We start from the raw sequence: 19,295 nt of genomic DNA, 5'->3' as shown, positions 1-19,295 counted from the left end.
TATGCGCCACGTGGGCGATCGCGGCGAAGCGGTAGTTGTCGCGTGGCTACAAACCCAGCAGTGTCAAATTTTGGCTCAGAACTGGTCTTGCCCTTGGGGTGAGCTGGATATTGTTGTCTGTGATCCGCGGGGAGTGGTGCGCTTTGTCGAAGTGAAAACCCGCCGTTCCCACAACTGGGATTATGATGGCCTTGGCGCGATTTCCCCTAGCAAGCAACGCAAACTCATTTTGGCCGCCCAAGCCTTCCTAGAACGTCAGCCCCAGTGGCAGGATCATCCCTGTCGCTTCGATGTGGCCTTGGTGCGATACCAAGCAGGTACCTATCGGCTGCATCAATACTTGGAGCACGCATTTACGCTGGACGCCACCGATTGAGCACTTTACCAACTCAGGAGTTTTTGCAGGCGATCGCGAATCCAGTTAATCGGACGACTTTGATCCGACTCTTGGCGACTCAGTTGCTGAAGCTCCTGTTGATGTTGCGCCAGGACATCCTGACGGCGGGCGATCGCCACCGCAATCTCATCAGCAAGGGAAGGATGTTCTTTTAGCAACTGTTCAAATCCCTCCCGTGGTAGGACAAACAAGACCGTATCCGTCATTGCCATCATCGTTGTTGGGCAGGCCACCCCCAGCATCAGTGGTAGCTCGCCAAAGTGCTCCCCCGGGTTAAACGTCATCATCGGCTTGAGTTCGCCATTCTCTTCATAGACCGCCGCCATCTGCCCCTGCAATACGATGTAGAAGTTACTGATTGCCTCCTGAGCACGGAACAAAATTTCCTTCGCTGCCAAGTGCTTGCGGTAGCCCGATTCAATGAGAAAGCGTAATTGCAAGTCATTCATGCACTGAAAATAGCTCACCTGCTGAAGCAGCGACTTTAAGGAGGGCGTTGCCGGTGCCAAGGGCATGCCTACCGTTTCGGCTGGCTCACTGAGGGGAGAGAGCGCTGGCGCATTGCGGATCCAGATGTCCCGTTGCGGGAAAGGAATCGAGATATTATGCTGCCGAAAGTAATAATCAATCTTGAAATTGAGACTGCTCTTGATGAACACTCGCCGCTCAATGGCATCCGTCCATACCCAAAGTTCAAACTCAAGCGCCGAATCGCCAAATTCACGGAAAATCACCCGAGGGGCTGGCTCCCTGAGGACATCTGGTTCAGAATGGGCAATGTTGAGCAAGACTTCCGTCACCAAAACTGGATCTGTCCCATAGGCCACCCCAATGGGAACATCAATGCGACCGCGGTGGGTTTCATAGTACCAATTCAGCACCGGACTATCGGCAAGGTAGGTATTGGGCACCACCACATTTGAACCGTTAAAAGTTTGAATCACCGTGGCTCGCATCGAAACTTCCTGAACGTAGCCACTGATGTTTTCAATTTCCACAAAGTCGCCGACACGCACTTTGCGCTCAATCAGGAGCGTCAGGCCACTGATGAGATTGCGGGTGACATCCTGCAAACCAAAACCAATCCCCACCCCCAAGCCACCGATAATCACCGCAAGGGAATCGAGATTAATCCCCACTGCTTGCAAAACAATAATGTAGCCCAGTGCTCCCCCGGCACCACTCATCACAGTGGAAATGGCCTCCCGGTTGCCTAAATCCAAACCAAGGCGCGGTAGGAGTTGATTTTTCAGCACCCCCTTGAAAAAGCGCGCCAAAATGGCAACGAGGATGAGCAACAGCACCACTTGAAACAGCCAACGCAGGGAAATCGTTTCCCGCCCAAGGCGAAACAACGGTGCATCGGCAATACTAACGAACGATGACCACAGTTCAATGACTTGGGATGGCATTCTCCACAGTCTCCTCAGGGGTTCACAAACTTAGACAGTGCCTAAGCTAACCCCCTCACTTTAGCAGGGGGCGATCGTCAACTGAAGGAACTTTCTCGCGCCATTAAGTGGCGATATTTTGGTCATCAAAGGCTTGGGTGCAGCATATCCCACAATAGCCAAAGGGCGATCGCCAAGAGACTACTGCCGGTCAGTGTTTGTAATCGTTGTTCTGAGAGGTACTGTGATAGCCAGCGACCAATCAATACCCCAATCAAACTAGTGGTTACTAAGGCCAAAGCTGCTCCCAAAAACACCAACCAAGGGGAGGCAGCGCGGGCGGCCATGAAAAATACAGCAATTTGAGTTTTATCGGCAAATTCAGCCAAAAAAACGGTTAAAAACGCAACCCCGAACTCTCGCCATGGCAACGCGCGCTTGATCACCGACTGCCCTCTAGGCGTCCGTCATTTCCTCAACCGTCTCGGTGGTTTTCGTCTCTGGGCGATTCTCCGTATTTAGGCGGCGGCTGTAGCGACCCGAAGAACGCTTGCGAAACTTGCGAGCATAGGCTTGGTTACGAAGAGCTTTTTCTTTCTTGGGATTGCGGCGTTTGGCCATGCTTACCTCAATGGTGGGGTGGTCTCAGCACTCAACAAAAATTAAGGACAGAAACTTTATTGTATCGGAATTTTTCCCCTAGCACAAGAAGCCTGTGATCGAAAAAACGGTGACTATACCCCCTCACAAAAATGAGAAACCCCCTAAGCTTTCACCTAGGGGGAGGAGGAGTCTTGTTCTGGCAGAAAGTTGCCAATGGGCGGGACTATTTGGTTTCCGAGAACTCAGCGTCAATCACTTCATCATCACCGCCACTACCACTGCTACCGCTGCTGCTGGAGCCAGTTCCATCACTGGACTGCGCACTTTGGTAGACACTGGAGCCAACGCTGTAGAGGGTTTGTTGCAGATCCTGCATCAGCGATTTCACCCGTCCAAAGTCAATGGACTCAATGGGTTTCTTCTCAGCTTCAGTGCCGATTTCCGATCGCAGGTTAGCAATGAGGGAGGTGAGGCGGTCTTTGTCGTTGGTCGAGACTTTGTCACCTAATTCGGATAGTTGTTTCTCCGCTTGATAGCAGAGTTGCTCCGCTTGGTTTTTGGTCTCAATTTTCTCGCGTTTGGCTTTATCGGCAGCGGCATTCATTTCCGCTTCGCGCACCATGCGTTCCACTTCATCCTTAGGCAGCGTTGAGGCGCCGGTGATGCTAATGGACTGCTGTTTGCCGGTGCCTTTGTCGCGAGCGGTGACGTTGAGGATACCGTTGGCATCAATATCGAACGTGACTTCGATTTGGGGCACGCCACGGGGTGCCGGCGGAATGCCATCCAAACGGAAGGTACCGAGGCTCTTGTTATCGGCGGCCATTTCCCGCTCCCCTTGCAGGACGTGGATCTCCACATTGGTTTGACCATCAACCGCAGTAGAGAAGACTTCAGATTTTTTCGTCGGGATCGTGGTGTTGCGGGGAATAATTTTCGTCATCACACCCCCAAGGGTTTCCACCCCCAAAGACAGCGGTGTGACATCGAGGAGAAGAATGTCTTTCACTTCCCCTGCCAGCACCCCAGCTTGAATAGCGGCACCCACCGCCACGACTTCATCGGGGTTCACACTCTGGTTGGGGTCTTTGCCCAATAGCCGTTTGACCAGCTCTTGGATGGCAGGAATGCGGGTGGAACCGCCGACGAGCACCACTTCATCAATCTGCTCTTTGCTGAGTTTGGCATCCCTGAGGGCTTGCTCAACGGGTACGCGACAACGGTCAATGAGGTCAGAGCAGAGTTCCTCAAATTTGGCGCGGGTGAGCGTCATGTCGAGGTGCTTAGGCCCATTCTGCGTTGCAGTAATGAAGGGCAGGTTAATTTCCGTTTGCATGACGCTGGAAAGTTCAATCTTGGCTTTTTCTGCCGCTTCCGTCAGCCGTTGCAGCGCCTGTTTGTCTTTGCGCAGGTCAATGCCTTCTTGGGCACGGAAGGACTCAGCCAAGTAGTCCACAATTTTCTTGTCAAAGTCGTCACCACCAAGGTGGGTGTCCCCGGAGGTGGCGAGCACTTCAAAAACGCCATCACCGACTTCAAGGATGGACACGTCAAAGGTACCACCGCCAAGGTCAAAGACGAGGATGGTTTCATTGGCTTTTTTATCTAGGCCATAGGCCAAGGAAGCGGCGGTGGGTTCGTTGATGATCCGCAGCACTTCAAGACCGGCAATTTTGCCAGCGTCTTTGGTGGCTTGGCGCTGCGAGTCGTTGAAGTAGGCGGGCACAGTAATCACCGCTTGGGTGACTTCCTCGCCAAGATATTTGCTGGCATCCTCTTTTAGTTTGCGCAAGACTTGAGCAGAAATTTCTTCGGGGGCAAACTGTTTGCCAAGGGCAGGGCAATCCAGCTTAACGTTGCCATTGACGTTCAAAACTTTGTAGGAGACCTCGGTGGCTTCGTGGGTCACTTCATCAAAGCGACGGCCAATAAAGCGCTTCACAGAATAAAAGGTATTTTCGGGGTTCATCACTGCTTGCCGTTTGGCAATTTGACCCACGAGGCGATCGCCATTTTTGGTGTAGGCAACAACGGAGGGCGTTGTCCGAAACCCTTCAGCATTGGCAATAACCGTGGGCTTGCCCCCTTCCATGACGGCCACACAGGAGTTGGTGGTCCCCAGATCAATTCCGACAACTTTTGCCATAGCGACGAAAACTCCCTTTGCAGGCTAACTTCGATGCGGGGCACAGCACCCATATTGGGCTTAACCCTCTCTCCTTCCTATAGTGCGATCGCTGCTGCCATGAGCAAAAGGGGGATTTACCGAACCTAGAGCGGGGGGTGAACCGCGTAGGGCAAGGGATCCCCTAAACCCAACTCGGCAAAGGCCGCTAAACGCAATCGACAGGCATCGCAGCGACCACAGGCCTGTTGGTCATCGCTGTAACAGGACCAAGTTTTTTCCCAAGGAACGCCGTACTCATTCCCCAGACGAATGATGTCTTTTTTGTGAAGTTCAATGAGGGGGGTGACAATTTCAATGGGCTGGCCTTCACGCCCCTGTTTGGTACCCAAGCGATAGACCTCCTGCATTGCGGCAATATAGTCGGGGCGACAGTCGGGATAGCCAGAGTAATCGAGGGCACTGACGCCAATGTGCACAGTTTGCGCCCCTAGGGCTTCGGCATAGGCAAGGGCAACACTCAAGAAAATTGTATTGCGGGCGGGGACATAGGTAATGGGAATCTCTTGGCTCATGGTGGCCAGATCGCGATCGCGGGGCAAGTCAATCGTCAAATCAGTCAAGGCAGAGCCGCCCCATAACTGCAAATTCAAGGAGAGGATTTGATGCTGAATCACCCCCGCGGCACTGGCAATGGCGATCGCGGCTTCTAATTCCCGCCGATGGCGCTGCCCATAGTCAAAGGAGAGGGCATAGCAAGCATAACCCAGTGCCTTGGCACGAAATAACACCGTGCTGGAGTCTAACCCCCCTGAGAGCAACACGACGGCCTTTGGTGTCGTCATCATAGCTGTCTATCAAAACCTTTACATTTGGCAATGCTGTGGTAGCATCTTTCTGAAAATGTTCATTCTGTGAGTTTCTACTTACGGCGGGCGATCGCCAACACCAAGCCCTTCCCCGGTTGCGTAGAGGAGTGAAATAACTAGACATGAGTTCTGCCGTCCGTCCCCAGCCCGAACCACTGCGCATTGGCGTCATCGGTGTTGGCAACATGGGTCAGCACCACACCCGTGTTTTGAGTTTACTCAAAGATGTCGAACTTGTGGGCATCTCTGACGTGAATCTGGAGCGGGGCATTGATACCGCTAGCAAATATCGGGTGAAATTTTTTGAAAACTATGTTGATTTGCTGCCCCACGTTGAGGCGGTGTGTATTGCCGTGCCCACCCGTCTCCACCATGAAGTAGGCATTACCTGCTTGCGCCACGGGGTACATGTCTTGGTGGAAAAACCGATTGCCGCCAGTATTAGTGAAGCAGAATCCCTCGTCAACGCAGCAGCGGAGTGCCAGTGCATCCTCCAAGTCGGACATATTGAGCGATTTAACCCTGCATTTCAAGAACTGAGCAAAGTTCTGCGCACGGAGGAAATCCTTGCCCTTGAAGCCGATCGCATGAGTCCCTACTCCGATCGCGCCAATGATGTCTCAGTGGTTCTCGACTTAATGATTCACGACATTGACCTGTTGCTGGAACTCACCAATTCCCCGGTGGTGCGCCTAACGGCCGCCGGCAGTCGCTCTGCCAACTCTGGGTATCTGGACTACGTGACCGCCACATTGGGCTTTGCCAACGGCATTATTGCCACCCTCACAGCCAGTAAAGTCACCCACCGCAAACAACGGCGCATTGCTGCCCACTGCAAAAATTCCCTCACGGAGGCAGATTTCCTGAAAAACGAGATTCTCATTCACCGCAAAACCACCGCATCGTGCAGTGCCGATCATGGCCAAGTCCTTTACCGCCAAGACGGTCTCATTGAGAAGGTCTATACCAGCAATATTGAACCTCTCCATGCCGAGTTGGAGCACTTCGTCAACTGCGTCCGTGGCGGTCAACCCCCCTCGGTGGGTGGGGAGCAGGCACTCAAAGCATTGCGCTTGGCCAGTCTCATTGAGCAGTTAGCCCTTGATGGCCACAGTTGGGGACAGTTGGATGCTTCCTTGGCGGCACTGATTCGTTAGCACGCATCGCCCTCGTTTCCTTGCGCTAGGGTAGTAAGTACAGCAGCGAGGGTTGTGTCAATGACGGATCTGGAAGGTTGTGCCTTTTTGGCAGCCCAAGCAAAGGTGAAGTCCTATCTCGCCTACTGGTTTCAGCTGGGCAAACGGCTGTGTATTTGGGGCGGAGCGCATACGGTGCTGCCGCAACCTGTCCTTCAGGGCGATCGCTACAGTCAAGCCTTTGAGGCCTGCTGGGCCTATGTGATCTCTGGTCAGGCAGGAGACTGCTTTCTTGAGGACACGGCGGAGACGATTACGCAACTCTTGAGCGACTGTTGGGACATTACCCCCTGTGCCCGCTGCCAAATGCCTGTGCCTCTACCCTGTCATGGGTTACCCCCTGTACACTGTCCCTGTGCCAGTCTGCCCAATTGGCCGAATTTTGAGTTACCGCTGCCCCGCAGCCCCATTAATCCCCGCACTCACCTATTGTCACTAAAAAAACGCCTCAGTCTCTAATGTGTGGGATTTCCCCCTACCCCCGATTGTTGCCCCTCAATGGCAGGCGCCACACGACAATCTCACCTTGTATTCCCATGCGCTGCATCTTTGGTGGTTAACGCTTCCCCCTGATGTGCCCCGTGAGGTTACCCTGCGCGCCTATTTACGACGCTATCAGCCGAATCTTGGCGAGAAGCCTCTACCGCGTACCGCTGGGGGTAAGCCCTATTTGGATGCTTTGGAATTTAACTGGAGCCATAGTGGTAACTTAGCAGTGTTGGCTGTGAGTGGCCGGGCGGCTGTAGGGGTAGATGTAGAGATCTTGCGCCCCTGTCCTCAGCGTTCAGCCATTAGTCGGCGGTTTTTTGGGGCGGCTCTGCAACAAAGGATATTAGAGGGGAGCGATCGCTCGTTTCTCCAGGCATGGACATACTATGAAGCGTGGCTCAAGGCTCAGGGGATCGGGGTATGGCAGCGAACAGCAGCTCAGCCTTTAGAACATTGGGCAGTCAGTTTCCCCGTGGGCGATCGCGCCATTGCCAGTGTTGTTGTGCTAACGCCAACGCCGCTCCAGTGTGTCTTTTTTCGGCCAGAAGTAGTGGGATAAATGAATGTTCACACTTGAAAACGGCGTAAATCTTCCAAGATACCCATCGACGCTTTAACCTGCTACTGCTGACCATGAATAGATGAGATGAGGCTGCCACTCACTGGGGGGCTGTTGGGTGTAGGCTTGGCGATCGAGAGCCATCGGTAGGTTGAGCATTGGATCGCTGCCTGTCGCTACGAGAAACTCAAATCCCTTGAGAGTGGGCCATTGGCAAAATTGCCGCAGCAGGGTTTGCACCGCAAGCACATAGGGGTGTTCCGGCTGCTGATACCACTGGCGATCGGCCACATGGGGTTGGTCAAAGCCAAAGTGAACAATCAGGTCAGGATGTCCAAAGATGGCCTGGGCAACGGGCCGAGCTTCTTCGCGCACTAGCAAATGGACGCCTGCGGCCAGATGACGTATTTTTTCCAACCGCTCATAGCGATCGCCCGCATCTAATTGCAACTCCTGCCAGCGAAAGGCCACTGTGATCAGGTAAGTTTGTAGCAGCAGATGCCCCAGTTTCTCCGCCTTAGTCGTCAAGTAGGGGGTGTTGTAGGGCGTCGCTTCAATCAGCAGGGGCACCCGATCCACCACTTCGAGGCCATAGCCCTTGAGGCCAGCAATTTTACGGGGGTTATTGGTAATCAGGCGAATCTGCTTCACTCCCAAGTCATTGAGCATTTGGGCGCCAACACCATAGTTACGCAAATCCGCTGGGAAGCCGAGGTGCTCATTAGCTTCCACGGTGTCCATCCCTAAATCTTGCAGGGAATAGGCACGTAGCTTGTTGACTAGGCCAATGCCACGACCCTCTTGGCGCAGATAAACCACCACACCGCGTCCTGCCGCGTTAATCATTTTCAGAGCCGCTTGCAGTTGCATCCGACAATCGCAGCGCAGTGAACCGAGGGCATCGCCCGTCAAACATTCAGAATGAACGCGCACCAGCACGGGTTGCTCGCTAAACGTGGCAGGATCTCCTTTGACAATGGCGACGTGCTCCGATTGATCGAGGGAATTGCGATAGCCATAGATTTGAAATTCACCGAACTCCGTCGGTAGCTTGGCCACAGCTTCGCGGCGGACAAAACGCTCATGCTGGAGACGATAGCTAATTAAGTCGGCAATGCTAATAATCTTCAGTTGGTGGGTGCGAGCATATTCAATGAGTTGGGGCAGCCGCGACATGGTGCCGTCGGGATTTTGAATCTCACAGATGACCCCCGCTGGATACAGCCCTGCCAACCGTGTCAGATCGACGGCGGCTTCGGTATGGCCGGCTCGCTTGAGAACCCCCCCAGGGCGCGATCGCAGGGGAAAGACATGGCCGGGGCGACGTAAATCTTGAGGCTGGGTCGTCGGGTCAATGAGGGCTTGAATGGTGCGGGCACGGTCTTCGGCGGAAATGCCTGTGGTCACGCCCCAACGCGGGCCGGCATCCACACTGACCGTAAAAGCCGTTTGATTGCTATCGGTGTTTGTTGTTACCATCAAGGGCAAATCCAATTCATCGAGGCGATCGCCCTCCATGGCGAGGCAAATCAGTCCTCGGGCATGAACCGCCATAAAGTTAATCATGGCTGGGGTCACACGCTCAGCGGCACCAATGAGATCCCCCTCATTCTCACGATTCTCATCATCCACCACGACGATAACTTCACCCCGCCGCAGGGCATCCAACGCAGATTCAATCGAGTCAAACACAGGCACATCCGCCAAGGCAGTTCCTTCCAGAATTTTTAAGGCTCCTTATTATTAAGTTACAGCCTTTTTCACGAGGATTGGGTGCCCGCAGCACTAGCAGGCAGGATTGCACCAACTTTTCAAGATAGTATTGAACAGCGTACGATCTCCTATGAAAACCCATCTGTGGCTCTTTCCCTTGTGGAAATGCTAAAAACCTCGTCATCATAGTGAAAGGTTTCACCAGCCAATCTGCTGCATGTCTCATCTATTGCTCATACTGGTTATCATTGTTGGTGCGTTAGTCCTCGTGGGGTTAGCGCTTTATCTCCTGTTTCCTCGCAAGTACGAGTCTGCCCGCTCTGTCGCCGAGTCCTATGACGACTGGACCAATGACGGCATTCTTGAATTTTACTGGGGTGAGCATATTCACCTTGGCCACTATGGTTCGCCCCCCCGTCCCAAGGACTTTCGCCAAGCAAAGGCAGATTTTGTCCATGAAATGGTGCGCTGGGGGGGTCTCGATCGCCTGCCGCCGGGGACAACGGTTTTGGATGTGGGCTGTGGCATTGGCGGGAGCAGTCGTATGCTAGCGCGTGACTATGGCTTTCACGTGACGGGAATTACAATCAGCCCTGAACAGGTACGGCGGGCGCGGGAACTCACTCCTGCCGATCTCAATGTGCAGTTTCAAGTGGATGACGCTCTAGCCTTGTCATTTCCAGATGCCAGCTTTGACGTGGTTTGGTCAATTGAGGCAGGCCCGCACATGCCCGATAAACAGCAGTTTGCTAAGGAATTACTCCGTGTCCTAAAGCCGGGGGGGATTCTTGTGGTTGCCGATTGGAACCAAAGGGACGATCGCCAGCACCCCTTGAACCTCTGGGAGCGGCTCATTATGCGGCAGCTCTTGGATCAATGGGCACACCCCGCCTTTGCCAGTATTGAAGGCTTTGCCGAAGCCCTTGCCGCAACAGGTTTAGTGGCTGGAGAGGTGATCACTGCTGACTGGACACAGGAAACGCTCCCCTCGTGGCTAGATTCGATTTGGCAGGGAATTGTGCGACCAGAGGGGCTGATTCGCTTTGGCCTAGCGGGGCTAGTGAAATCTTTGCGGGAAGTACCCACATTTCTGTTGATGCGGATTGCCTTTGGCATGGGACTGTGCCGCTTTGGCATGTTTCGCGCTGTGCGAGCAGAAATTCCTGCGGTCTCCCTTGACCCAGCCTCTCAAGTTAACTGCTGATAGATGATCGGATACATCATGCCCCAAATGGCCGGCTGTACGTCCTTGAGGGCGTGATCACTGTCCAATTCCACCCGACTCACCCAAGGGCGGCCTTCACAGTAGCGACGACTGGCTTCGATGGGAATCACCTCATCCTGAAGACCATGGAAAATGAGGGTGGGCACAGGCCGCTGCAGCTGGCGATCGTCGTACTCCAGTAAATCCTTGGCAAAGCCATAGCTAAGGGGCAGCAGGCGTTCTTTGGTGTAGTGATACACCTCCAGCACACCCGTTTCTTGCCAGCGGCGGTATTGATCGCCCAAGCGCGGCAGCCAATGGATCGCAAACTCAAAGGCAGGAGCAAGAAGAAAGAGTTGCACCACTTGGGGATGCTTTTCGGCTAGCCAAGCAGCCGTCAGGCCACCAAAACTGGAGCCAATCAATGTGACGGGTTCCTCTGGGGCGAGCAGCGCTTCTACCTGGTCAATTTGACGACTCAGGGTCAAGTGAAAAAAATCCCCTTGATTGAGATCAGGAATGAGTAGCGGTTGACCGAGTTCCGCAAAGCGATCGCGAAAATACTGGGCCTTCGCAGAGCGAGGCGACGAGGCAAATCCATGGAGGTAGAGATATTGCATTGCTCAACCATTCCCTGTGAGGAGTGGACATATTTTTGCTGCACTTTGTCAATAATCTTAACCAATTTGCCCTTCAAACATCGGCTTAAGACTAACGGCAATTGAGGATAGCCGTGGATCTCCATCGAAAAAGCCTATGACAGCGCCTACTTGGAGGGAACTGTTACAGTTTCTCACAACTCGCGTCAACACCGCGATTTCAATGCTACGATGCCGTTGAATCTGGCTACAGCCCTTTTCGCAAGGAGGGCAAACGCTCAAAACTGCGAAAGCCCTTGGGAGAAGATTGCATCCCCTTGATGTATCCCATATCCAAGAAAAGGGTTGTCTCTGGCCGATCTTAAAGATGAAAACGTGAGAGATTGAGGATCGAACGCATGACAACACTCACTGGGCAACCCCCGCTCTATGGTGGCAGCACCGGCGGCCTCCTCAGCGCAGCGGACACCGAAGAGAAATACGCCATCACCTGGACAAGCCCCAAAGAGCAGGTTTTTGAAATGCCGACGGCTGGGGCTGCGGTTATGCGTGAAGGGGAAAATCTTGTTTACCTTGCCCGTAAGGAGCAGTGCCTTGCCCTAGCCGCTCAGCAACTGCGTCCCCGCAAAATCAATGACTACAAAATCTACCGCATTTTCCCCGATGGCGAAACGGTGTTGATCCATCCCAAGGATGGTGTTTTCCCTGAGAAGGTGAACCAAGGGCGTGAAGCCGTCAACTCAGTGCCCCGCTCCATTGGCCAAAATCCCAATCCCTCGCAACTGAAGTTCACCGGCAAGAAGCCCTACGATCCATAGGTCGGTGCTGAGCTATCTCCTGATGACCCCCTATGGATCAACCATGGGGGGTATTGATTTTAAAGTAACGTTGTGATTGAGCAGTGCTGCTGTAGAGGTTTTTAACTCATCGGGATTCAAGAGTGCTGCCGTAGAAGCCTTTAACTCCCCATGAGTTTGGCGCAGGGTTCTCAGGTTCTGCACAAGGGTGAGGATCGGCTCAATGGCTGCCTTGGCATCGGCATACCCCTGTGCTTGCAGGGCGGCAATGCGATCGCTCCGGAAATCGAGCAAGCTTTCTAGACTCCCCAGTACAACCGTGTTTGAAGTATTCAGCACTGTCTGTGGTCGAATCTCAATGATCGTCAAATTAGGGAAGTCATAACGATTCCAAGGCACCCCATCCTCAAGGTGAATGACAATGGCATGGGTACAGCCCCGCTGCGCCAACGCTCCCAAGGGCACATTATCCTGAAGTGCCCCATCCACATAGGTTTGACCATTGACCTGTCGCTGCGGAAAGGCCAAAGGAATGGCCGCACTCGCCAGCAGCAAGTTCAATAACGTCTCTGGGTCATCCATATCCTGTGCCCGCAGCCACTCAGCTTTTGTGCCTGTCCAAACGCGACACATGTCAATCAATGTCATCAACAGGTTATAGCCCAGACCCGGAATTTGCAATGAGGGAAAAACCGTTACCCAAAGCTCCGTACCCCGTTTCAGTTGGTTGTAGTTTACATAGGAGCGCACAAGTTCTTCGATCGGGCGCGGGTCAAAGACGGAATGGCATTTGGGGAGAATCCCCGTCACTGTCAAAAAAGTATTGATCCATCCCCCAAATTCAGGTAAGGCAGATTGGATGCCATAGCTGATGAGAATGCTGAGCCAGTTGGGGTTGGCGGAGATGATATTGGCGGCACCAATCTCACGCCAAATCTCCTCGAGCTTGCTCACACCCCGAGCCAATTGCTGGGGATAGCTGGCAATGATGGCGCCATTGAGGGCACCGATACTGGTACCTGCAATAATGTGCGGTTCAAATCCCTGTTCAGCGAGGTAGCGCAGTGCCCCCACTTGGTAAGCCCCTTTGGCACCACCACCCGTGAGTACTAAACCAACTTTTGAACCAGTGTTTAGCATAATCACTCCTTGGATTTCAGAGACTGGAGGGAATGCAACGTTGCAGCGGCAGTTTCATGAACAATCCGTTGAATGACTTCTTTGGCATCTAGGGTATAAGGAGGGTGCTGAGGGACAAAGGAAGGCTGCTGTTGGCAGTATAGTGCTGACATATTGTGCAGCAAGGGATAGGAGTCTGAATAGCGGCAACTCGCCAGAATGTCGTAAACGATCTCTGTATCCTCTTGTGCTGTTGCTTGCCGAGTTACTTTTAGCAGCGTTGCGGTACTGAAGAAATGCTTGGGTAAGTCGTGCCGCTGGTGCGCCAAAATTTCATTCACCAGTAGGTCGCGATAATAAGTGACTTGTTGTTCAAGTTCTAGGTAGGCAATGGAACTGTTGTAGATTTCGCGGGCTAAAAATAAGATTTGGATAGCCCAAGGGAGATCGTGATAGCTTTGGCCACTTCGCCAGAGAGAGAAAATGCGATCGAAATCTTCCCGTGCCGTCACTCGCCGTTCAAGGGTAGCAATGCGTTTCTCTTGCTCTTGAAACTTGCGATCGCAGGTCTCAATTAAACTATTCAATAAACTATTCAATGCCTGCGTGTTGTGATTAAGCCCCTCACGAGTTTCTCGGAGAGAGTGCTGCGTAGCTACAAGACATTCACGAGTTTCTCGGAGAGAGTGTTGCGTAGTGACAAGGGCATACTCATTAAATTGCAGCTTTTCAATCAGTTCATTGGTAATGCTCAGTAATGCTTCCTGTCCTCGGGTCAAGTTTTGGGCAAGAAGGGTATCTTGCTGGTAAGTGCGACCTGTTAAACTATCCAGTAGCCTACCCCAAAAACCTCGATTGGCGCGATACGCTATCAAAGACTGATTCGTGTGAATGCTGTTAGCTAAATCAATCAGTAGTTGATCATTGGCAAGAGGGATTCGCTCTTCAATGGCTGAGTAATTCATAGAATCTACAACGCAAAAAGTACTTTAATCGACATAAATAAATCGGCATCATCTGCAGTCAGGGAGTACTGGGGGCTAGGTTAGCATAAAAGATAAAAAGTGTTGACACTGTACGGCAAGGAAAGCTAAATTAATCACTGATTAGAGAAATTTGCTGGTGAATCGCAGGAAGAACCATAATTTTCCAGAACTTCCTCTACTCGACGCGAATAAATTGGAATATCACACTTCGCTTTTTGAGCATCCTCCTCGAGTTGCTCTAGTTGCTTCATCACTTCTTCTTTTTCAACAGCAGACTTTCTCTGATATTCTTGGCTCTCAATCAGGGTTGTTCGATAATCCTTGAGATAGCTACTGAGATACTCGATGTATTGTTCTGCTTCTACTTTAAAACCGTTTTCTAAATAATTATTAACTTCTTGTTCTATTTGATTCGCTTGGGTGTCTATTTGTCGATTGATTTCCTCAACGACTTTATTGAGATAGACTACATATTCTTGAATAGTCTCTGTATAAATTTCATAAGGAATTAGCCAAAGCCAGTGCCACCAAAATCTCCTTTCCACTTTTCGAAATTTATTGACAGTCCTAGTTAAAGGTTCGGGTCGAAGTTCAGAATTGCCAAAACTAGCCTTTGAAACCTGAAAATCAGGAAGGCTTAATTGCACATTAAAAGTCATCTGGAGTCGTTCTCTTGCTTTTTCTAGGATAGGCTGAGTTTCTTCCTCTATTTCTTTCTTTAATCCAAGGATTTTTTCTCCTACAAATTTTTCAATCTTTTTCTGGGTATCACCAAAAAACTTTTCTGCTTCTTGTGAAACTAGGTTAAATATTTTTCCCTGAAAATCTTCAGCGTCATGCCTTGAGCTAAAAGGAATCCTTAAATGATCCTCACGAGACTTGTCGTTGGTTAATTTGTGTGCAAAGTCTGTGAGAAAAAGCATTACTTTTTTGAGAACATCAGCCTGCTCATACTCTTTTTGAGAAAAAAGATGACTAACGTCTGCTCTTGCCTTGTTCTTCAATTCAGAGACTTCACTGGCAACCTGATTCTTAATTTCTTTTTGATACTCCTCGATAATATTCAAAAGATTAGCCGAATTTTCAATTTTCTTAATATCTTGATTTAGTTGCTTAATTTCATTCTCAAGTGTACCTAGGGCTGCTTGATAGCTTCTTTTTCGCAAATTAATGTCTTCAAGAAGCTTATGAATAAAGCCGTGAGTGATGTTTAGAGATTCTCTGATTACTTTCGGTGCAGCAATTTTAATGAGTTCACTAATCACTTTAGTGAAAAACTGATAAAATCCTGAGCGTTCATACCACTGCTTTCTAGCTTTCTTAGTAAACGCGTCTTTGTCAATATCTTCTAAGTCTTCTTCCCAGTCATCCCCAAGAATTTCTCTTGCCAAATCTCTGGCTTCAGGTCGAGTCCGCCAGTCTTCTCCTAAGTCATGCTGCTTCAGGAAACGAGCAGCACAATAGGCCCGTTGGGCAGATAGCTCAAAAACATGAGAGCTAGGAATTCTAAATTCCTGCTGCACAAACTCCCGCACTTCTGCAGGAGTCATATCCCCTGTGCGTCGTTGATCAACTTTGTTTACGAGGGCATAGATATTTTCAGTTCCACCACGAATCTCAGCAATTGCCTGAACGGTTTCTTGAACACTTTTAGCCGCTTCGGTCTTGAGCTGGGTAAAGTCTAGGACAACCAAAATGAGACTACTACGCTCAAGTTGTTCAGCAAAAATATTCTTGATTTCTAAGTTCTCGCCTGCTTCGTTAGGACCTGGAGTGTCAATAATCACAAGGTTGCCCAAAGCGGTGTTGATAGCCTCGCCTTCAGAGGTAAAAGGTGCTACTCTGATCTGGGGTAGCTCCCGCATCCGCTTTACAGGGTTGTAGGCAGGAACTATTTGGCTGGCTAAACGTACCAAATCATTCATTAGTTGCAGGGCTTCACGCACACTTTCGACACCTGTTGTTTCTTCTTTGAACAAAGTGCCGTCATTCCTGATAATGTTTTCAAATGTGGTGTAAAGATGAGGATATTTCTGTAACTTAGCTTTAACGTTGTCACCGTTCCTATTGTATTCTTGGCGGATTTTCACCGCTGCCTTTTTGAATAAAGCGAGGGTTTCTTCGGGGACAAAGAGAACAGGTTCAGGGTAGTTTGTATCTAAAACGATTTCCGTTGCAGTAGCGGTCATGGCAGTATTGCGGGCAGGCAAAAGCGGTTGACCGACAATTGCATTGATAATCGTGGATTTGCCGGCTTTCATGGGGGCGACCACGGCCATGCGTAGAGCCATTTCCTCAACGTTGGTGAGGGCTTGCCGAATCGCTGCTGTACCTGAAAATTCTGTTTTTTCTTGAGATGAATCCCTCTCTGCTGTTTTATGGAGGCTGTTGTAGCGTTCAACAATGCCAACGGTCTGTTTCAGCAAATGAATGACATCCTGGCGCAAGTCTTCTAATAGAGTTTCACTTGGCTGAATGTCTTGGGGAATGCCGGAGGAGATAGCTGTAGCCATACAATCAGCAATTAAGAGCAATTAAAAGAGAACTGATGCCTATGGTAGCACAAAGAATAAAAACTGTTGTAATCTACAGCTCTTTCCTAAAAGAAAAAGGACATGCTCCCTGTAACCATTGATTTTGGCTGCTTTGAGCGCATTCAGCACTTAGGGAAAAGACTGTTAGGGTTTTAGTTCTTAACAAAAATTAATGATTGGCCTTCTATGGGTGAGCCTGATCCTTGTCCACAGGTGTTTTCCCGATTACTATCCCATGATCGGTCTGTTTTAGCGATCGCCCCCTTTGACTGGTACAAATAGAGTGAATGAAAAAGCGGTGTTCTAAATGAGTCGTACCCCCTTAATTGAACGTCTTGCGGCTGAAATTGGCCGTGATATCTATATGGATGTGGCCAAATGGCATCTGTATCTCGCTGATGCAAAGCTGGCAACCCCCCTCGCCGAAGCCTTTTTGCCCCTCCTAGAGCAGGGGGAGGTTAATTCGGCACAGGTCACGAGTGTCTTGCAAGAGGTTTCAGTTCCCCTTGGCGGGGGTCAGCAGTCCCTTTCCCTCGATCGCCTGATTCCCAAGGCCAACCAAGAGCTGCTGGTGGAACTGCTCAACCGTTTTCGCCAAGAGGAGCTTTAGCCCTAGTGCACGGTGCCCCATTCCTGTTGGGCATTGACGGGGGGCAAGAGATACAGGCGTAACAGGTGGCCGGCGATCGCCAACTGGTGAGGAAGCTTCCGCAAGGCCTTCAGCCACTTGGGTTGATTGCTGGCTTCAATGGCTTGGAGTTTTTTATGGATTTCGACACAGCGTTGCAGCCGCGGATAAAAGTCAGGGTGATCGACATTGAGCACCACCGAGAAGGTGCGAGCGGCCGTTTCATTGGTTTTGGCAATGACCTCGCGATCGAATTCCGTGGCATCAAGACCAAGGGCTTCATAGAATTTGGCACGCTCATGCACCGTCAGCGTATGGGTGGCAAACACCGTCAGCAGGAAGAAGCGCATCCATAGTTTGGCACCCCAGCCTTGAATCAATTGGGGTTGGGAGTGGATCAATGCCTTGAAAATATCGCCGTGGCGGTTTTCGTCTTGGCACCAACTTTCAAAGTAGTTAAAGAGGGGATAGAAGGAATGTTCGGGGTGCTTTTCTAGGTGACGGTAGATGATGATGTAGCGCCAGTAGCCAATTTTCTCCGATAGATAGACGGTGTAGAGCACCCATGGCAGGGGGAAAAACGTGTAGGTGCGCGCCTTGGAGAGATAGCCCAAGTCCATGGCATGGCCAAAATCCATCATTGCCTTGTTGAGAAACCCTGCGTGCCGCGCTTCATCCCGTGCCATGAGGTGAAAGATTTCCGCCAAGAGGGGGTTGCGATTCTTCAGCTTGCGCGAGAGTTCCTTAAAGAGCAAAAACCCTGAAAACTCAGAGACACAGGAACGCTCAAGGTAATCAATAAAGGCTTTGTGGGTCTCTGCATCCAAGGTGTCCCATGTGCCTTTGAAGGAGTCATCGCGGACAAAGTGATGGCGGTTGTAGTCTGCCCGCATTTCCGCCAACATTGCTTCGAGTTGTTCCTGCTGGCGACTCAGGTCAAGTTTTGCTGCGTGTTCAAAATCTGTTGTGTAAAAGCGGGGGGTTAAAAGGTTTTCACGAATGGTTTTAACGCTCTGACTCGCATCGGGATTGGGGGCGATCGCCACCATAAGCTGTTCACTCCTATAGAACTAAACCTATGTAGGTCATACCGTTTTACTATACTATATCCCTCAGGACGGTCAATAACCGTCTTGACGATTTTGCAAAAGTAGGCAGTTTTGTAATGTTTTTTGAAGTTTCACTTGACAGCCATATGGTCAAAAAGTAATACTCACCCTTAGTTTGCCCTTCTGCCCCCGTTCAGCCCACGGCCATTCGCCGCTGGCAGGATGGCTTTGCCTCAAAAAAGATTGTTAAAACTGATTTCAGGAGTTACAGGTATGACCGTGCTCTCTCTTGCGCTGCGGGAAGGAACTGCTGAGGCTCACACCTTGGCCGAACACACCGCCTTCATGAAATGTTTTGTCCGCGGGTTGATTACGCCGAGCCTCTTCCGCCAGTTCTTGGCCAATCTCTACTTTGTGTACACCGACCTCGAAGCTGCCTTAGCCAGTGCTACGGGCGATCGCCTGCGAGCCATGTACTTCCCCGAACTGAACCGCAGTGGCCAACTGGCCGAAGACTTGGCCTTCTACTATGGCGAGGATTGGCGCGATCAGATTACCCCCCTCACGGCCACCCGCGTTTACCTCAGTCGTATTCATGACCTCGCCCAAAGTGATCCTCTGTTGCTCATTGCCCATTCCTACACCCGCTATATGGGGGATCTCTCTGGGGGACAAGCCCTCAGCAAAATTGTGCGTTCGCAGTTGACCCTCCCCGCAGGCAAGGGCACCGCCTTTTACGAGTTTCCAGCCCTGCCAACCCCAGAAGACAAGAAAGCCTTTAAGCAGCGCTATCGGGAAACCTTGGATAGCCTCAGCCTCGATGAGGTCGCGATCGCCCGCATTGTCAAGGAAGCCAACTTTGCCTTTGCCCTCAACTGCAACCTCATGCACGCCCTTGAGTCGGAGTTAAAAGCCACCATTGGCGATCAGATGTGGCAGTCCGTGGTGATCGAGAATCAGCCCAGTCGGCGGGAGCAACCCCGTCCTGAAGCCGTTGCCGTTTAAGGCCCACTGTTGATCTTGTTAGGAGCTTGCAA

The 19,295-nt window shown here is 51.1% G+C and carries 19 protein-coding genes; 8 read left to right on the top strand and 11 right to left on the bottom strand.

Annotated features, from left to right (window positions below):
- Position 1 precedes the first annotated feature (1 nt).
- A complete protein-coding gene (locus tag RHP47_RS07210) occupies positions 2–376 on the top strand; it encodes a YraN family protein (protein WP_149819506.1) in 375 nt (124 codons plus the stop codon).
- A 5-nt stretch (positions 377–381) separates the two neighbouring features.
- Here RHP47_RS07210 and RHP47_RS07205 read toward each other — a convergent pair whose 3' ends face one another.
- From RHP47_RS07205 to queC, 5 genes are all read right to left on the bottom strand, one after another.
- Positions 382–1,809, bottom strand: coding sequence for a mechanosensitive ion channel domain-containing protein (locus RHP47_RS07205; RefSeq protein WP_310840079.1), 1,428 nt, complete (start codon positions 1,807–1,809; stop codon positions 382–384).
- Positions 1,810–1,934: 125 nt separating this feature from the next.
- Positions 1,935–2,234: a TMEM165/GDT1 family protein gene (locus RHP47_RS07200; RefSeq protein ID WP_149819503.1), complete on the bottom strand. Its 300-nt coding sequence runs from the start codon at positions 2,232–2,234 to the stop codon at positions 1,935–1,937.
- 10 nt (positions 2,235–2,244) lie between these two features.
- Positions 2,245–2,409 carry a hypothetical protein gene (locus RHP47_RS07195; RefSeq protein ID WP_011057571.1) on the bottom strand — a complete coding sequence of 55 codons (165 nt, stop codon included), beginning with the start codon at positions 2,407–2,409 and terminating at the stop codon, positions 2,245–2,247.
- A 205-nt stretch (positions 2,410–2,614) separates the two neighbouring features.
- Positions 2,615–4,537 (bottom strand): molecular chaperone DnaK, encoded by a 1,923-nt coding sequence (gene dnaK / locus RHP47_RS07190; protein ID WP_310840078.1) that lies wholly within the window; start codon positions 4,535–4,537, stop codon positions 2,615–2,617.
- Positions 4,538–4,662: 125 nt separating this feature from the next.
- Positions 4,663–5,364: a 7-cyano-7-deazaguanine synthase QueC gene (gene queC, locus RHP47_RS07185; protein WP_310840077.1), complete on the bottom strand. Its 702-nt coding sequence runs from the start codon at positions 5,362–5,364 to the stop codon at positions 4,663–4,665.
- Positions 5,365–5,507: 143 nt separating this feature from the next.
- On the opposite strand from queC, the gene RHP47_RS07180 reads away from it, so the two are divergent.
- The 3 genes from RHP47_RS07180 to RHP47_RS07170 are packed head-to-tail and all read left to right on the top strand — an operon-like array spanning position 5,508 to position 7,629.
- On the top strand, positions 5,508–6,542 hold the full coding sequence (locus RHP47_RS07180) for a Gfo/Idh/MocA family protein (RefSeq protein ID WP_149819497.1): 1,035 nt from the start codon (positions 5,508–5,510) through the stop codon (positions 6,540–6,542).
- Between the two features lie 60 nt (positions 6,543–6,602).
- Entirely contained in the window at positions 6,603–7,040 is a 438-nt protein-coding gene (locus tag RHP47_RS07175; protein ID WP_226971906.1) for a hypothetical protein, read from the top strand.
- A 1-nt stretch (position 7,041) separates the two neighbouring features.
- Positions 7,042–7,629: a 4'-phosphopantetheinyl transferase superfamily protein gene (locus RHP47_RS07170; protein ID WP_149819495.1), complete on the top strand. Its 588-nt coding sequence runs from the start codon at positions 7,042–7,044 to the stop codon at positions 7,627–7,629.
- A gap of 54 nt (positions 7,630–7,683) precedes the next feature.
- On the opposite strand, the gene ribBA is transcribed toward RHP47_RS07170, so the two are convergent.
- Positions 7,684–9,327 (bottom strand): bifunctional 3,4-dihydroxy-2-butanone-4-phosphate synthase/GTP cyclohydrolase II, encoded by a 1,644-nt coding sequence (gene ribBA / locus RHP47_RS07165; RefSeq protein ID WP_286627175.1) that lies wholly within the window; start codon positions 9,325–9,327, stop codon positions 7,684–7,686.
- A gap of 232 nt (positions 9,328–9,559) precedes the next feature.
- On the opposite strand from ribBA, the gene RHP47_RS07160 reads away from it, so the two are divergent.
- On the top strand, positions 9,560–10,546 hold the full coding sequence (locus tag RHP47_RS07160) for a methyltransferase domain-containing protein (RefSeq protein ID WP_302679217.1): 987 nt from the start codon (positions 9,560–9,562) through the stop codon (positions 10,544–10,546).
- On the opposite strand, the gene RHP47_RS07155 is transcribed toward RHP47_RS07160, so the two are convergent.
- Complete coding sequence (locus RHP47_RS07155; RefSeq protein ID WP_149819490.1) at positions 10,531–11,166, bottom strand: YqiA/YcfP family alpha/beta fold hydrolase; 636 nt, start codon at positions 11,164–11,166, stop codon at positions 10,531–10,533. The two genes, RHP47_RS07160 and RHP47_RS07155, sit on opposite strands and share 16 nt — an antisense overlap.
- A gap of 377 nt (positions 11,167–11,543) precedes the next feature.
- Here RHP47_RS07155 and RHP47_RS07150 point away from each other — a divergent pair, with 377 nt between their 5' ends.
- Positions 11,544–11,963, top strand: a complete 420-nt coding sequence (locus RHP47_RS07150) for a photosystem I reaction center subunit II PsaD (RefSeq protein ID WP_149819488.1) — start codon at positions 11,544–11,546, stop codon at positions 11,961–11,963.
- Between the two features lie 30 nt (positions 11,964–11,993).
- Here the strand turns inward: RHP47_RS07150 and RHP47_RS07145 are convergent, their stop codons facing one another.
- The 3 genes from RHP47_RS07145 to RHP47_RS07135 all read right to left on the bottom strand — a co-directional run bounded on the left by RHP47_RS07145 (position 11,994) and on the right by RHP47_RS07135 (position 16,560).
- Positions 11,994–13,082 carry a patatin-like phospholipase family protein gene (locus tag RHP47_RS07145; protein ID WP_149819486.1) on the bottom strand — a complete coding sequence of 363 codons (1,089 nt, stop codon included), beginning with the start codon at positions 13,080–13,082 and terminating at the stop codon, positions 11,994–11,996.
- Between the two features lie 2 nt (positions 13,083–13,084).
- Positions 13,085–14,026 carry a diguanylate cyclase regulator RdcB family protein gene (locus tag RHP47_RS07140; RefSeq protein ID WP_286625122.1) on the bottom strand — a complete coding sequence of 314 codons (942 nt, stop codon included), beginning with the start codon at positions 14,024–14,026 and terminating at the stop codon, positions 13,085–13,087.
- 134 nt (positions 14,027–14,160) lie between these two features.
- Positions 14,161–16,560, bottom strand: coding sequence for a dynamin family protein (locus RHP47_RS07135; protein ID WP_310840074.1), 2,400 nt, complete (start codon positions 16,558–16,560; stop codon positions 14,161–14,163).
- 328 nt (positions 16,561–16,888) lie between these two features.
- Between RHP47_RS07135 and RHP47_RS07130 the strand changes: the two genes are divergently transcribed.
- Complete coding sequence (locus tag RHP47_RS07130) at positions 16,889–17,191, top strand: DUF3181 family protein (protein ID WP_149819480.1); 303 nt, start codon at positions 16,889–16,891, stop codon at positions 17,189–17,191.
- 2 nt (positions 17,192–17,193) lie between these two features.
- Here the strand turns inward: RHP47_RS07130 and acsF are convergent, their stop codons facing one another.
- A complete protein-coding gene (gene acsF, locus RHP47_RS07125) occupies positions 17,194–18,258 on the bottom strand; it encodes a magnesium-protoporphyrin IX monomethyl ester (oxidative) cyclase (RefSeq protein ID WP_149819478.1) in 1,065 nt (354 codons plus the stop codon).
- A gap of 273 nt (positions 18,259–18,531) precedes the next feature.
- Here acsF and RHP47_RS07120 point away from each other — a divergent pair, with 273 nt between their 5' ends.
- Positions 18,532–19,263, top strand: coding sequence for a heme oxygenase (biliverdin-producing) (locus tag RHP47_RS07120; protein ID WP_149819476.1), 732 nt, complete (start codon positions 18,532–18,534; stop codon positions 19,261–19,263).
- The last annotated feature ends 32 nt before the right edge of the window (positions 19,264–19,295 follow it).

It is taken from the genome of Thermosynechococcus sp. QKsg1 (assembly GCF_031586415.1).
Lineage (GTDB): Bacteria > Cyanobacteriota > Cyanobacteriia > Thermosynechococcales > Thermosynechococcaceae > Thermosynechococcus.
This window is presented reverse-complemented; position numbering and strand designations above follow the sequence as displayed.